Origin of the sequence: Rhizobium sophoriradicis (assembly GCF_025200795.1) — a bacterium.
Taxonomy (GTDB): Bacteria; Pseudomonadota; Alphaproteobacteria; order Rhizobiales; family Rhizobiaceae; genus Rhizobium; species Rhizobium sophoriradicis.
On sequence record NZ_CP104152.1, the window covers coordinates 1,774,871 to 1,788,596 of the forward strand.

Here is a 13,726-nt window from a genome sequence, read left to right on the forward strand (position 1 = left end):
CGCGATGCGGAGGCGAACGGGAGGCTGTCTTTGCGGGGCGGTTGTCTACAGCGTCGAGGGTGAGCCCCTCCGCGTCGGTCTCTGCCATTGCGCCGATTGCCGCAAAACGAGCGGTTCAGCCTTTGTCTTCTTCGCCGTCTGGCCGCGCCCGGCTTTTTCCCACACCGGCCAGATCGCCACTTTCGCCGGCCGCAGCTTCTGCCCCGCCTGCGGCGGTAGGCTCTTCTGCCTGCAGGAGAAGTCGGTGGAAGTCCGGCTCGGTTCCCTCGACAATCCCCCGACCGACCTTGAACCGAATTATGAACTCTGGATCAAGCGGCGCGACGCGTGGCTGCATCCGCTGCCGGCTGCGGATCAATATGCCGAGGATGCCGATTGACCGGCGCCGAGGGGTGTCGTTTGTCACGCGTCAGCTCTTTGGTTTCCCGATGTCATCATTGGGAAAAACGCTGCGCAGTTTCGCACGATAGGCTCCGCCGCTTCGAAACTTGAGTTTTCTTACCAATATTTCATTTCACCCGTCGGCAATTCCGTGCCAGTTCGGCGGCGACGCTAATTCCCGGTTCATCTGCGGTGTGATTAGTTCACTGCAGGGCCGAGGCGGCCACTGACTGATCGAGGATGACATGAACAAAATCGTGAGCGGCAACGAAACCGGAGCAAAGGCGGGCCCGACGCCCGACCTCGCAGCGGTTCTTGCCGCATCGGGCAAGCGGGACAAGCGCAGCCGCTGGCGCGGACGGCTGTTCATCCTGCTGATCCTCGTCGCTGCCGCCGCGGCCGCCGCTTATTTCTATGCCGGCCGCGGCCACAGTGAAGTGAGCTACACCACGCAGCCGGCCAAACGCGGCGACCTGACGGTGCTCGTCACCGCCACCGGATCGGTGCAGCCGACCGAGCAGGTGGATATATCGAGCGAACTTTCCGGCACCGTCCGCGACGTCAACGTCGATTACAACAGCACGATCAAGGCGGGCGATGTGTTGGCGCAGCTCGATACCAACAAGCTCGAGGCGGATGTGAAGAGTTCGCGCGCCAAGGTCAATTCGGCCAAGGCGAACGTCGCCAAGGCCAATGCCGATCTCCAGTCGGCAAGCACTTCGCTCGAGCGGCTGAAGAGCCTGGTCCGGAGTAATGTCTCCACCCAGCAGAGCCTCGACGATGCCACCTACAAATATGATTCCGCCGTCGCCGCCAAACAGATCAACGAAGCCGAAGTGCTCGCCTCGGAGGCCGACCTGCAGCTTGCCGAGGTCAATCTCGCCAAGGCTAAGATCATCTCGCCGATCGATGGCGTCATCCTCACCCGCTCGGTCAATCCCGGCGCCACCGTCGCAGCCTCGCTTTCGGCGCCGATCCTCTTCACCATCGCCGGCGATTTGAAGAAGATGGAGTTGCAGGTCGATGTCGACGAGGCCGATGTCGGCAAGATCGCCGTCGGCCAGAAGGCGAAATTTACCGTCGACGCCTATCCCGACCGGTCCTTCCCCGCCGAGATCGAGCAGATCCGCTTCGCCTCCGAAGTGGTCAACAACGTCGTGACCTATAAGGCGGTTCTCTCCGTCGACAATGCCGACCTGCTGCTGCGCCCCGGCATGACGGCGACCGCCGATATCACTGTCGAGGCTCTCAAGGATACGCTGATGGTGCCGAATGCCGCGCTGCGTTACGCTCCACCGCAGGCCGAGCGCCGCGGCCGCGGCATTTTGGGGATATTCGGCCCGCCACGCCGGCGCGGCGGCAATGCACCTCAGGCGTTGACGGGAGCGGAGCGCCGCGTCTGGGTGCTGCGCGACGGCCGCCCCACGCCCGTCGTCATCCAGGTCGGCTCGTCCGACGGCCAGTTCACCCAGGTCATCTCCGGCGAAATCAAGGAAAACGACGCGCTGGTGACCGACGCCGCGGTGCGGGCGAACTAGGCGGAGAGATGGATGACAAGCCCGCCGCTCATCGAATTCAGGCAGGTCTCGAAAATCTACGGCGAGGGCGAGGCGGCGATCCGCGCCCTCGACCATGTCGACCTGGCGATCGAGGCCCATGAATTTGTCGCGATCATGGGGCCGTCAGGCTCCGGCAAGTCGACGGCGATGAACATCCTCGGCTGCCTCGACGTGCCGACATCCGGCGAATACGTCTTCCAGGGTATTGCGACCAGCGGCTTCGACCGCGCCCAGTTGACGCTCCTGCGCCGCCACATGCTCGGCTTCGTCTTCCAGGGCTTCAACCTCCTGTCGCGCACCTCGGCGGTCGAGAATGTCGAGCTGCCGCTGATCTATCGTGGCATGGCGGTGCGCGAGCGGCGCGAACGCGCAAGGGAAGCTCTGGCCCTGGTCGGCCTCTCCGGCCGCGAACATCACAAGACGCAAGAACTGTCAGGCGGCCAGCAGCAGCGCGTCGCCATTGCCCGCGCCATCGTCACCGAGCCGGCGCTGCTGCTCGCCGATGAACCGACGGGCAATCTCGACACCAAGACCAGCGTCGAGATCATGGACCTGATGACGCGGCTGAACCGCGAGCAGGGCATCACCATCGTCATGGTCACGCACGAGCCCGATATCGCCGCCTATGCCGAGCGGCTGCTCAGGTTTGTCGACGGTAAGTTGGAGACCGAGGTCGAGCACCGGAGGAGGGCGGATCATGTTCTTTGAGACGCTGAAACTCGCGCTGCGCGCCATCAGCCGCAACATGCTGCGCTCCTTCCTGACCGTGCTCGGCGTCGTCATCGGCGTGGCCGCCGTCATCGCGCTGGTGACGATCGGCAACGGCACGACGGCGCAGGTCTCGACCGAATTGTCGCGGCTCGGTACCAACATGCTGTTCGTCCGTCCCGGCCAGTTCGGCCCCGGCCGGGCAAGCTCCGAGGCCAAACGCTTCAGCGTCAAGGACGTCGCCGCCATCCGCGACCAGATCGGTGGCCTGAGGGCCGTGGCGCCGCTCAATCAGTCGACGGCGACCGTTATTTTCGGCGGCCAGAACCATTCGACCAGTGTTTATGGCACCACGAACGACTATTTCGTCGCGCAGGACTGGAACCTGGCGCTCGGCCGCAATTTCACGCCTGCCGAGGAACGCGGCCAGTCCCGCTGCATCATCGGCGAGACGGTTCGCTCACAGCTCTTCGGCGCCGCCGACCCGATCGGCCAGCAGATCCGTGTCGGCAAGGTCTCATGCCCCGTCATCGGCGTGCTCGCCAGGCGCGGCCAGTCCGGCATGGGCACCGATCAGGACGACGTCGTCATCATGCCGGTCAAGGTGTTTCAGCGGCGCATCAGCGGCAACAGCAACGTGCCGCAGATCGTCATCTCGGCGCGCGACGGTGTATCGACTGCCAAGGTGCAGGCCGATGTCGAAAACCTGCTGCGCGAGCGCCGCAAGATCATTCCCGGCCGGCAGGACGATTTCAACGTCAACGACATGACCCAGATCGCCGAGGCGATGACCGGCACGACGACGCTGCTCACCGGCCTGCTCGGCGCGGTGGCTGCCATCAGCCTGCTTGTCGGCGGCATAGGCATCATGAACATTATGCTGGTCTCCGTCACCGAGCGAACCCGCGAAATCGGCATCCGGCTAGCGATCGGCGCCCTCGAAAGCCAGGTGCTCACCCAGTTCCTGGTCGAAGCGGTGGCGCTCTCGCTCTTCGGCGGCATCACCGGGATCGTGCTGGGGCTTAGCCTCGGCCTGGTGTCGGTCACCCTCCTGAAGGTCCCCTTCGTCTTCAGCCCGATGATGGTCGCCGTCGCCTTCCTCTTCTCCGCCGCAATCGGCATGATCTTCGGTTGTTTTCCGGCAAGACGGGCAGCCCAGCTCAACCCGATAGAGGCGCTGCGGCATGAGTGACGCAAGATAAAGGCGTTATGGCAAAGCGCGCGATCTCGTTCTTTATGCCGAGTGAGTTTGGGAGGAGCTCCAACCTGTCCTCCGTCTTCCTCGGCCTTGAGCCGAGGATCCATGCCGCGACTGCTGGCGGTTGCGGCGTGGATGCTAGGCTCAGGGGCCGAGCATGACGGAGAGTGGGGCTAAAGTCGCCGGAGATAGCTCACTCCAACAGACTTAGTCTCAGATCCGACCCTACCGCTCCCAATCTTCCCGCGGCGGCCTCGGCGTGGACAACCAAGTTATCAATGCATTCGCCGAAACTCACGCCGCTGTTATCTATTTGTCTCTGTTCTGGTATTTCAATGTTGTCTTCGGTTTTTGACCGTGCCACTATGTGATATATCAGTTTGGCCAGCGGACTTTCAGCATGCAGACGTCACAAAGCCATCGTGCCTATCTCGCGCTGGAGCACCTGATTGTCACCCTGGCGCTGAAGCCAGGCGCGCTCGTCACTGAGAAGCAGCTGATCGATCTGGCGGGCCATGGGCGCACGCCGGTGCGCGAGGCGATCCAGAAGCTTGCCTGGCAGGGGCTGATCCTGGTGAAGCCGCGCGTCGGGCTCCAGGTGGCCGAGATTGCGCCTGAGGATCATGGCAATGTCATGCAGGTTCGCCGCGAGCTGGAGCCGATTGCGGCCGCATCAGTCGCCGAACATGCGACTGATGAGCAGCGCGACCGCCTTGGCGACTGCGCCCGGGCGATGGAGGAATGCGCGGTGACCGGCGATCTCGCCGGGTTCTTCGCCGCCGACAAGGCCTTCGATGAAATCCTCGAGGATGCCTGCCCGAACGGCTTCATCGTGGCAGCACTCGGGCCGGTGCAGACGCATTCGCGTCGCCTTTGGTACTCGACGGCAAGCCCGGAGCGAATGGATCGCGCCATCGCGCTGCATGTTGCCGTCATTCACGCTATCCAAGAGGGCAGGGCGGAGGAGGCGCGCGCTACGATGACAGTGCTGATCGACTATCTGGCCGACAAATAGAAACGGCCCCGTTTCCGGAGCCGCCGCCTGATTTGATTATCGGGAAAAGTTCAGCCGACGAAAGCGCGTTCGATGACGAATTCCGCGGGCTTGCTGTTGGCGCCTTCATTGAGGCCGGCCTTTTCGAGCAGCTCCTTGGTGTCCTTCAGCATCGCCGAGGAACCGCAGATCATGCCGCGGTCGATTGCCGGGTCGAGCGGCGGCACGCCGAGATCGGTAAACAGCTTGCCTGACGAAATCAGGTCGGTGATGCGGCCGCGATATTCGAAGTCTTCGCGCGTGACGGTCGCATAATGGCGCAGCTTGTCACCGACAACTTCCTTCAGCAGCTCGTCGTTCTGGATTTCATGCACCAGGTCGAAGCCGTATTTCAGCTCGGCGACGTCGCGGGTCGTATGGGTGAGGATGACTTCCTCGAACTTCTCGTAAGTCTCGGGATCGCGGATCAGGCTGGCGAAGGGCGCAACGCCCGTTCCCGTCGAGAACATGTAGAGGCGGCGGCCGGGGGTCAGGGCATCGAGCACCAGCGTGCCGGTCGGCTTCTTGCGCATCAGCACCTGATCGCCAGGCTTGATCGCCTGCAGATGCGAGGTGAGCGGGCCGTCCGGCACCTTGATCGAGAAGAATTCGAGCTCTTCGGCCCAGGCGGGGCTGGCGATCGAATAGGCGCGGAACACCGGCTTGCCTTCGACCATCAAGCCGATCATCGCGAATTCGCCGGAACGGAAACGGAAGCCCTGCGGCCGGGTCATCGTGAAGCGGAAGAGCCGGTCGGTGTAATGCGTCACGGCAAGCACCGTCTCGGCATAGACGCCGGCGGGGATGGACGAGGCGAAGTCTTCGGTCTTTGCAGGCGCGTTCATTGCGGTAGAGGATCCCGTTTCGTCGGATGAACCATCAGATGCGAGGCAGATATTACATATCCGGCCGGAATTAAAGGCATTCCATTCCACGCAGCGCTCATGAAGGGAAATATGCATGTCATTGTCAGGATTCAATGGCCGCCGGGGAATGTCTCATTTCCCGCTGGCGAAGCCCGGCAAAGGATGCATATTAGGGCGGCGTGCCTGATGTGGACGCCGGTTTTCGGCAAAAGCGGTGCGACAACAACGATCTACGAGAACCGATTCAGCGACGGGATCGGTGCTGGTGGCAAAAAGACGCTTGCAGGGGCGAGCGCGATAGGGCGGTCGGGGAATATGAAGATTTTCAACTATAAGCGTGTTCCTTACGCGGAGATGCGCGCCTTTTCCGTCCATATATTGACGGCTTCCGGTTCCTTCCTGGCCTTTCTCGGTGTCGTCGCCGCCGCCGAGCACCGCTTCATCGACATGTTCTGGTGGCTGGGCCTTGCCCTCCTCGTCGACGGCATCGATGGCCCGATTGCCCGTAAGGTGCGCGTCAAGGAAGTGCTGCCGAACTGGTCGGGGGATACGCTCGACAATATCATCGATTACGTCACCTATGTGCTGCTGCCGGCCTTTGCGCTTTATCAGAGCGGCATGATTGGCGAGCCCTGGTCCTTCGTCGCCGCCGGCATGATTGTTGTTTCCAGCGCCATCTATTATGCCGATATGGGCATGAAGACGGAGGAATACTTCTTCTCCGGCTTTCCCGTTGTCTGGAACATGATCGTCTTCACCCTGTTCGTCATCGACGCCAGCGCGACGACGGCACTTGCCGTCGTCATCGTTTCTGTGGTGCTGACCTTCCTGCCGATCAATTTCCTGCACCCGGTTCGCGTCCAAAGGCTGCGCCCGCTCAATCTCGGCGTCTTTTTCCTCTGGTCGGCGCTCGGCATCTATTCGCTGCTGAAAAATTTCCAGACGCCCGAATGGGCGCTCATTCTCTTCATTGTGACCGGGATCTATCTTTACGTCATCGGCGCGGTGCTGCAATTCTTCCCGGCCCTCGGACGGAAAGCTTAAGGACGGCAATATGACGAAGACCCAGGCAGTTTCATTCTCCAAGACCGGCGGACCTGAGGTGTTCGAGTACGTCGACATCGACCTTGCGCCACCTGCTGCAGGTGAGGTGCAGATTCGTCAGGCCGCAGTCGGCCTCAACTTTATTGATGTCTATTTCCGCAATGGCTCCTACAAGGTGCCGCATCTTCCCTTTGTCACCGGCAAGGAGGGCGCCGGCACCGTGACGGCAGTCGGCCCTGGTGTGGAGGATTTCAAGGTCGGCGACCGTGTCGCCTATGCCAGCGCCGACGGCGCCTACAGTGTCGAGCGCAATATCGAGGCGCGTCATCTGGTTCATGTGCCCGGCGGCATAGAGCTCGAAACCGCGGCGGCAATGATGCTGAAGGGTATGACCGCGGAATATCTGCTGAACCGCACCTTCAAAGTTGGCCCTGAGACGGTACTGCTGTTTCATGCCGCCGCCGGCGGCGTCGGCCTGATCGCCGGCCAATGGGCGAAGGCGCTCGGCGCCACCGTCATCGGCACGGCGGGATCTGAAGACAAGGTCGCGCTTGCGCTCGCCCATGGCTACGACCATGTGATCAATTACAAGAGCGAAGACTTCGTCGGCCGGGTCCGCGACATAACAAGCGGCAAGGGCGTCGATGTCGTCTATGATTCGATCGGCCGCGATACTTTTCCACAGTCGCTCGACTGCCTGAAACCGCGTGGTCTTTTCGCCTCCTTCGGCCAGTCCTCCGGCCCGGTCGAGAATTTCACGCTTTCCCAGCTGGCGCAGAAGGGCTCACTCTTTGCGACACGGCCGACGCTCTTCACCTACATCGCCGCGCGTCAGGAACTGATCGACAGTGCGAAAGCGCTATTTAATGTTGTGCAAAGCAACAAAGTGCGTATCAATGTCAATCAAACCTATCCGCTGCGTGAGGTTGGGCGGGCTCACGCGGATCTGGAATCAAGAAAAACAACAGGAACGACGCTGCTGATTCCATGAGATCCGAACGGACCGGTTGGCAGAAGAAATGAGGGGAACGTGTCGCCATTGAATGTGCCGGATTCCGGTGCGTTACTATCCGTCCAGAAGTTGACGAAATTTTTCGGTGGCTTTGCCGCCTGCAATGAAATCGATCTCGATATCGCGCCGGGCGAAATTCACGCGCTTCTCGGTGAAAATGGCGCAGGCAAATCCACGCTGGTAAAGATGCTGTTCGGCGTTCTGGAGCCGACCCATGGTCATATCCGCTGGGAGGGCGCGCCGGTCACCGTTGCTTCGCCCGGTGAGGCCCGCAGGCTCGGCATCGGCATGGTGTTCCAGCATTTTTCGCTGTTCGAAGCGCTGACCGTTGCCGAGAACATTGCGCTGTCGCTCGATGACGCCATTCCAATCGACAGGATCGCCGAAGAGGCGAGGGCGCTCTCCGTCGCCTACGGCCTGCCGCTTGACCCCCATGCCCATGTCGCCGATCTCTCGGTCGGCGAACGCCAGCGCATCGAGATCGTCCGTGCGCTGCTGCAGAACCCCAAGCTGATCATTCTCGACGAGCCGACCTCGGTGCTGACGCCGCAGGAAGCCGACAGGCTGTTCGAAACGCTGTTCAAGCTGCGCGCCGAAGGGCGCTCGGTTCTTTATATCAGCCACCGCCTGGAAGAGGTGCAGCGCATCTGCGATCGCGCCACCGTGCTGCGCCATGGGCGCGTGACCGGCGCCTGTGATCCGAAGCAGGAGACGCCAGCCTCGCTTGCCCGCATGATGGTTGGCAGCGAGGTGGCGACTGTCACCCACCCCGAGCGTTCGGACAAGGGCGAGGTGCAGCTTGCCGTATCGAACCTATCAGTTGCCGCGCGCACGCCTTTCGCCATGGCTTTGCGCGACATCTCGCTCTCGGTGCGATCAGGCGAGATCCTTGCCATCGCCGGTGTTGCCGGCAACGGCCAGAGCGAGCTCTTCGATGCGCTATCCGGCGAATATCCGGTCGCCTCGGCCGAAGCGATCGTGATCCGCAAAAAGCCTGTGGGCAGCGAGGGCATCACGGCCCGCCGCTTGCTCGGAGCCGGCTTCGTTCCGGAGGAGCGTCACGGCCACGCCGCCGTTTCTACCATGAAGCTCTCCGACAATCTGGTGCTTGCCCGCAGCCAATCGGATCGCAAAGCCTTTCTCGGCGTGCTTGGCATTATCCGCCACGGCGCGGTGAAATCTGCCGCACGGCGCATTTCCGAAGCGATGGATGTTCGCAAGAGCGGCGATGACCCGGCCGCCGGATCGCTATCCGGCGGCAATCTGCAGAAGTTCATTGTCGGCCGTGAACTCGACCGCCAACCGGCCGTCCTCGTCGTCAACCAGCCGACCTGGGGCGTGGATGCCGGAGCGGCGAGCCGCATCCGCCAGGCTTTGGTCGATCTCGCAAAAACCGGCTCCGCCGTCGTCGTCATCAGCCAGGATCTCGACGAAATCTTCGAGGTGGCGACCGATATCGCCGTCATTTCCGAAGGCCGCCTTTCCAGGCCTTTCCCGGCGGGCGAGCTGACGCGCGAAAAGATCGGTCTGCTGATGGGTGGCCTGCATGAGAGCAGTTCTGCCGCGGAGGCAGCCCATGCGCATTGAACTGGAAAAACGCCCCGACGTTTCGAAGCTCTTCGGCTTCGTCTCGCCGCTCCTCGCTCTCGTCCTGACGCTGACTTTCGGCGCTATCATGTTCGCCTTGCTCGGCAAGGACCCCGCCGCGGCACTGAGCGCCTTCTTCGTCGAACCGCTGCTCGAGGTCTGGTCGCTGCATGAGCTGGCGATCAAGGCCGCCCCGCTGATCCTGATCGCGGTCGGCCTCGCCGTCTGTTATCGCTCGAACAACTGGAACATCGGCGCCGAGGGACAGTTCACCATCGGCGCCATCACCGGCTCCTATCTGCCGATCGTCTTCTACGACTGGCATTCGCCGCTAGTCCTGCCGCTGATGCTGATCCTGGGAGCGCTCGGCGGCGCGCTTTTCGCCGCCATTCCGGCGCTGTTGAAGGCGCATTTCAACACCAACGAAATCCTGACATCGCTGATGCTGGTCTATATCGCCCAGCTCTTCCTCGATTGGCTGGTTCGCGGCGCCTGGCGCGATCCGAAAGGCTTCAACTTTCCTGTTTCACGCGATTTCGCGCCGGAGGCCGTGCTGCCGGCAATCTGGGAAGAGTCGGGCCGAGCCCATTGGGCCTTCATCTTCGCCGTCATTGCGGCGATCGGCGTCTGGTTCATGCTGCGTTATACGCTAAAAGGCTTCGAGATCGTCGTGCTCGGCCAGTCGGAGCGGGCAGGGCGCTTTGCCGGCTTCTCCTCGAAGAAGATGATCTGGTTCAGCTTCCTCTTCTCTGGCGCTCTTGCGGGCCTCGCCGGAATATCGGAGGTGTCCGGTTCGATCGGCCATCTCCAGCCGGCAATCTCTCCGGGCTACGGCTTCACCGCCATTATCGTCGCCTTCCTCGGCCGTCTCAACCCGCTCGGGATCATCGCATCGGGACTGGTGCTGGCGCTGACCTATCTCGGCGGCGAGGCCGCGCAGCTTTCGATCGGCATTTCCGATAAGGTCACCCGCGTTTTCCAGGGGCTGCTGCTCTTTTTCGTACTCTCCTGCGATATGCTCATCTATTATAAAATCCGCTTTGTCTGGTCGCGGGTCAGGGGCGAGGCGGCATGAGCATCTTCGAAGCCATTCTGCTGACTGTCATCACCGCCTCGACACCGCTCGTTATCGCAGCCCTTGGCGAACTGGTGACGGAACGCTCCGGCGTTCTCAACCTCGGTGTCGAAGGCATGATGATCATCGGCGCCGTCGGTGCCTTTGCCGCAGCTCAGCTTACCGGATCGGCCTATATCGGCATCGTCGGCGGCATCGCCAGCGGAGCGGTTTTTTCGCTGCTCTTCGCCTTTCTGACGCTGACGCTCGTCACCAATCAGGTGGCGACGGGCCTTGCCCTGACGATCCTCGGCCTTGGCGCTTCCGGTATGCTCGGCGAACCCTTCGTCGGCGCGCCCGGCATCCGGCTTCTGCCGATCGAAATCCCGGTGCTCTCGGCTATTCCATATATCGGAACCGTCCTCTTCAAGCAGGATCTGATCTTCTACCTGTCGATCCTGCTCGTTATCGGCGTCAACTGGTTCCTCTTCAGGAGCCGCACCGGCCTGAAGATACGCGCCATCGGCGATAATCACGCCTCCGCCCATGCGCTCGGCATCAACGTCATCCGCACGCGTTATCTCGCCGTAATGTTCGGCGGTGCGTGCGCCGGCCTTGCAGGGGCGCAGCTGTCGCTGATCTATACGCCGCAATGGACCGAGAATATGTCGTCCGGGCGGGGCTGGATCGCGCTGGCGCTTGTCGTCTTCTCTTCATGGCGGCCTTGGCGGCTGCTGGCTGGCGGTTATCTCTTCGGGGCTGTGACGATCCTGCAACTGCACGCGCAGGCCTTCGGCATCGGCATTCCGTCGCAGTTCCTGTCGATGCTGCCCTATGCGGCGACAGTTGTGGTCCTCATCATGATCTCGCATAATCGGCGCACGACGATGATCAATACGCCGGCCTCGCTTGGCAAAGCCTTCGTGCCTGACCGGTGAGCAACAACAAAAAAGACGGGTTTCAAACTTCCAACCAACAGGGATCAAAATGAAAAAACTTGCACTTGCTCTCGCAGCGACAGCTGCCCTTGTCCTGAGCATCGGTTCTGCCGCCGAGGCTGCCGACAAGACCAAGGTCTGCTTCGTCTATGTCGGCACCCGCACCGATGGCGGCTGGACGCAGGCCCATGAAAACGGCCGACTCCAGGTCGAGAAGGAATTCGCCGACAAGGTCGAAACGTCCTTCCTCGAAAGTGTGCCGGAGGGTCCGGATGCCGAACGCGCCATCGAGCGCATGGCCCGTTCCGGCTGCGCTCTGATCTTTACCACTTCCTTCGGCTACATGGACGCGACCGTTGCCGTCGCCAAGAAGTTTCCGAAGGTGAAATTCGAGCATGCGACGGGCTTCAAGGCCGCAGACAATGTCGCGACCTACAACTCGCGCTTCTATGAAGGCCGCTACATCAGCGGCATTATCGCCGGCAAGCTGTCGAAGAACGGCACGGCAGGCTATATCGCCTCCTTTCCGATTCCCGAAGTGGTGATGGGCATCAACGCCTTCGAAACTGGCGCCAAGTCGGTCAACCCGAACTTCAAGATGAAGGTCATCTGGGTCAATACCTGGTTCGACCCGGGCAAGGAGGCTGATGCCGCCAAGGCGCTGCTCGACCAAGGCGTCGATATTCTCACCCAGCACACGGACACCACCGCACCGATGCAGGTTGCCGAGCAACGCGGCGTCAAGGCCTTCGGCCAGGCGTCCGACATGATCAAGGCTGGCCCGAACGTACAGCTTACCGCGATCATTGACACCTGGGGCAACTATTACGTCAAGCGCGTCCAGGCGCTCCTCGACGGCACCTGGAAGTCGGAACAGAGCTGGGATGGCCTCAAGGACGGCATTCTGACGATGGCGCCCTATACGAACATGCCCGATGATGTGAAGAAACTCGCCGAAGAGACCGAAGCCAAGATCAAGTCGGGCGAGTTGCATCCCTTCACCGGCCCGATCAACAAGCAGGACGGTACGCCCTGGCTGAAAGCGGGTGAGAAGGCCGATGACGGCACGCTGCTCGGCATGAACTTCTACGTCGAAGGCGTCGACGACAAGCTGCCGGCGCAATAACCGGTTGCTGATTTTGCACGTGCGAAGGGCGTCCCTGTGGACGCCCTTTTTTTGTTGCGGTGCATCCTAAAAAACCGATTTACAAAAGTAATACTATATGATTTTTTGACCCTGCGCCGCGAAGGAGCGGCATTGGGAGGATATCATGAAATTGAAGACTGCACTCTTGAGTGCTACGATTCTTGCTGCCTGCATGTTCGGTTCGGCTTCGGCCGCCGGCCTGACCGTCGGCTTCTCGCAGATCGGCTCGGAATCGGGCTGGCGTGCGGCTGAAACGACCGTAACCAAGGAGCAAGCCAAGAAGCGCGGCATCGATCTGAAGTTTGCCGATGCCCAGCAGAAGCAGGAAAACCAGATCAAGGCCCTGCGCTCCTTCATCGCCCAGGGCGTCGACGCCATCCTGATTGCTCCGGTCGTCGAAACCGGCTGGGACGATGTTCTCAAGGAAGCCAAGGAAGCCAAGATCCCGGTCATTCTGCTCGACCGCACCATCAAGGCTCCTGATGATCTCTACCTGACGGCTGTCACGTCGGACCTCGTCCATGAAGGCAAGGTCGCAGGCGACTTCCTGGTCAAGACCGTTGGCGACAAGAAGTGCAATGTCGTCGAGTTGCAGGGCACGACCGGTTCGTCGCCGGCCATCGCCCGCAAGAAGGGCTTCGAAGAAGCTCTCGCCGGCCACGACAACCTCAAGATCGTTCGCAGCCAGACCGGCGACTTCACCCGCACCAAGGGCAAGGAAGTCATGGAAAGCTTCCTGAAGGCCGAGAATGGCGGCAAGGATATCTGCGCGCTCTACGCCCATAACGACGACATGGCCGTTGGCGCCATCCAGGCGATCAAGGAAGCCGGCCTGAAGCCAGGCAAGGATATCCTCGTCGTCTCGATCGACGCCGTTCCCGATATCTTCAAGGCCATGTCCGAAGGTGAAGCCAATGCCACGGTCGAGCTGACGCCGAACATGGCTGGTCCGGCCTTCGATGCGCTCGAAGCCTATCTGAAGGACAAGAAAGCTCCGGCGAAGTGGATCCAGACCGAATCCAAGCTCTACACGCCCGCCGACGAGCCGATGAAGGTCTACGAAGAGAAGAAGGGTCAGGGCTACTGATTTGAACCTGGAACCGTACCGGTCCATCATGGACCGGTACGGAACTGCCGGTGCCGGACCGGGCGTCATGCCCGGTTTGGCGCAGGCGCAAGGCGAAATATCAGGAAACAGC

Annotated in this window: 13 protein-coding genes; 12 read left to right on the forward strand and 1 reads right to left on the reverse strand. The window is 61.4% G+C overall.

What is annotated here, in order from left to right; translation table 11 throughout:
- Positions 1–4 precede the first annotated feature (4 nt).
- The 5 genes from N2597_RS09000 (at position 5) to N2597_RS09020 (ending at position 4,861) form a co-directional block, all read left to right on the forward strand.
- Positions 5–379, forward strand: a complete 375-nt coding sequence (locus tag N2597_RS09000) for a GFA family protein (protein WP_096762743.1) — start codon at positions 5–7, stop codon at positions 377–379.
- Positions 380–626: 247 nt separating this feature from the next.
- Complete coding sequence (locus N2597_RS09005; protein WP_183596308.1) at positions 627–1,919, forward strand: efflux RND transporter periplasmic adaptor subunit; 1,293 nt, start codon at positions 627–629, stop codon at positions 1,917–1,919.
- Positions 1,920–1,931: 12 nt separating this feature from the next.
- Positions 1,932–2,648 (forward strand): ABC transporter ATP-binding protein, encoded by a 717-nt coding sequence (locus tag N2597_RS09010; RefSeq protein ID WP_009996316.1) that lies wholly within the window; start codon positions 1,932–1,934, stop codon positions 2,646–2,648.
- The gene (locus N2597_RS09015) at positions 2,638–3,840 is read left to right on the forward strand and encodes an ABC transporter permease (RefSeq protein ID WP_183596306.1); all 1,203 of its coding nucleotides are present in this window, start codon (positions 2,638–2,640) and stop codon (positions 3,838–3,840) included. Before N2597_RS09010 ends, N2597_RS09015 begins: the two co-directional genes overlap by 11 nt.
- A 406-nt stretch (positions 3,841–4,246) precedes the next feature.
- On the forward strand, positions 4,247–4,861 hold the full coding sequence (locus N2597_RS09020; RefSeq protein WP_010060956.1) for a GntR family transcriptional regulator: 615 nt from the start codon (positions 4,247–4,249) through the stop codon (positions 4,859–4,861).
- 50 nt (positions 4,862–4,911) lie between these two features.
- Here the strand turns inward: N2597_RS09020 and N2597_RS09025 are convergent, their stop codons facing one another.
- Positions 4,912–5,724, reverse strand: coding sequence for a ferredoxin--NADP reductase (locus N2597_RS09025; RefSeq protein ID WP_010060954.1), 813 nt, complete (start codon positions 5,722–5,724; stop codon positions 4,912–4,914).
- 336 nt (positions 5,725–6,060) lie between these two features.
- Between N2597_RS09025 and pcsA the strand changes: the two genes are divergently transcribed.
- The 7 genes from pcsA to ytfQ all read left to right on the forward strand — a co-directional run bounded on the left by pcsA (position 6,061) and on the right by ytfQ (position 13,614).
- Entirely contained in the window at positions 6,061–6,789 is a 729-nt protein-coding gene (pcsA, locus tag N2597_RS09030; RefSeq protein WP_010060952.1) for a phosphatidylcholine synthase, read from the forward strand.
- A gap of 10 nt (positions 6,790–6,799) precedes the next feature.
- Positions 6,800–7,780 carry a quinone oxidoreductase family protein gene (locus N2597_RS09035; RefSeq protein WP_077993708.1) on the forward strand — a complete coding sequence of 327 codons (981 nt, stop codon included), beginning with the start codon at positions 6,800–6,802 and terminating at the stop codon, positions 7,778–7,780.
- Positions 7,781–7,819: 39 nt separating this feature from the next.
- Positions 7,820–9,388: an ABC transporter ATP-binding protein gene (locus N2597_RS09040; RefSeq protein WP_086156219.1), complete on the forward strand. Its 1,569-nt coding sequence runs from the start codon at positions 7,820–7,822 to the stop codon at positions 9,386–9,388.
- Positions 9,378–10,463, forward strand: a complete 1,086-nt coding sequence (locus tag N2597_RS09045; RefSeq protein WP_096762747.1) for an ABC transporter permease — start codon at positions 9,378–9,380, stop codon at positions 10,461–10,463. The genes N2597_RS09040 and N2597_RS09045 overlap by 11 nt, the downstream gene beginning before the upstream one ends.
- A complete protein-coding gene (locus N2597_RS09050; RefSeq protein WP_038688869.1) occupies positions 10,460–11,380 on the forward strand; it encodes an ABC transporter permease in 921 nt (306 codons plus the stop codon). Before N2597_RS09045 ends, N2597_RS09050 begins: the two co-directional genes overlap by 4 nt.
- A gap of 49 nt (positions 11,381–11,429) precedes the next feature.
- The gene (locus tag N2597_RS09055; protein ID WP_038688871.1) at positions 11,430–12,506 is read left to right on the forward strand and encodes a BMP family ABC transporter substrate-binding protein; all 1,077 of its coding nucleotides are present in this window, start codon (positions 11,430–11,432) and stop codon (positions 12,504–12,506) included.
- Between the two features lie 145 nt (positions 12,507–12,651).
- Positions 12,652–13,614, forward strand: coding sequence for a galactofuranose ABC transporter, galactofuranose-binding protein YtfQ (gene ytfQ, locus N2597_RS09060; protein WP_003559333.1), 963 nt, complete (start codon positions 12,652–12,654; stop codon positions 13,612–13,614).
- Positions 13,615–13,726: the final 112 nt, after the last annotated feature.

Coding starts and splice junctions, on each gene's coding strand:
- pcsA (WP_010060952.1), top strand. CDS start 6,061: ATGAAGATTTTCAACTATAAGCGTGTTCCTTACGCGGAGATGCGCGCC.
- N2597_RS09045 (WP_096762747.1), top strand. CDS start 9,378: ATGCGCATTGAACTGGAAAAACGCCCCGACGTTTCGAAGCTCTTCGGC.
- N2597_RS09055 (WP_038688871.1), top strand. CDS start 11,430: ATGAAAAAACTTGCACTTGCTCTCGCAGCGACAGCTGCCCTTGTCCTG.
- N2597_RS09020 (WP_010060956.1), top strand. CDS start 4,247: ATGCAGACGTCACAAAGCCATCGTGCCTATCTCGCGCTGGAGCACCTG.
- N2597_RS09000 (WP_096762743.1), top strand. CDS start 5: ATGCGGAGGCGAACGGGAGGCTGTCTTTGCGGGGCGGTTGTCTACAGC.
- ytfQ (WP_003559333.1), top strand. CDS start 12,652: ATGAAATTGAAGACTGCACTCTTGAGTGCTACGATTCTTGCTGCCTGC.
- N2597_RS09050 (WP_038688869.1), top strand. CDS start 10,460: ATGAGCATCTTCGAAGCCATTCTGCTGACTGTCATCACCGCCTCGACA.
- N2597_RS09010 (WP_009996316.1), top strand. CDS start 1,932: ATGACAAGCCCGCCGCTCATCGAATTCAGGCAGGTCTCGAAAATCTAC.
- N2597_RS09035 (WP_077993708.1), top strand. CDS start 6,800: ATGACGAAGACCCAGGCAGTTTCATTCTCCAAGACCGGCGGACCTGAG.
- N2597_RS09005 (WP_183596308.1), top strand. CDS start 627: ATGAACAAAATCGTGAGCGGCAACGAAACCGGAGCAAAGGCGGGCCCG.
- N2597_RS09025 (WP_010060954.1), bottom strand. CDS start 5,724: ATGAACGCGCCTGCAAAGACCGAAGACTTCGCCTCGTCCATCCCCGCC.
- N2597_RS09015 (WP_183596306.1), top strand. CDS start 2,638: ATGTTCTTTGAGACGCTGAAACTCGCGCTGCGCGCCATCAGCCGCAAC.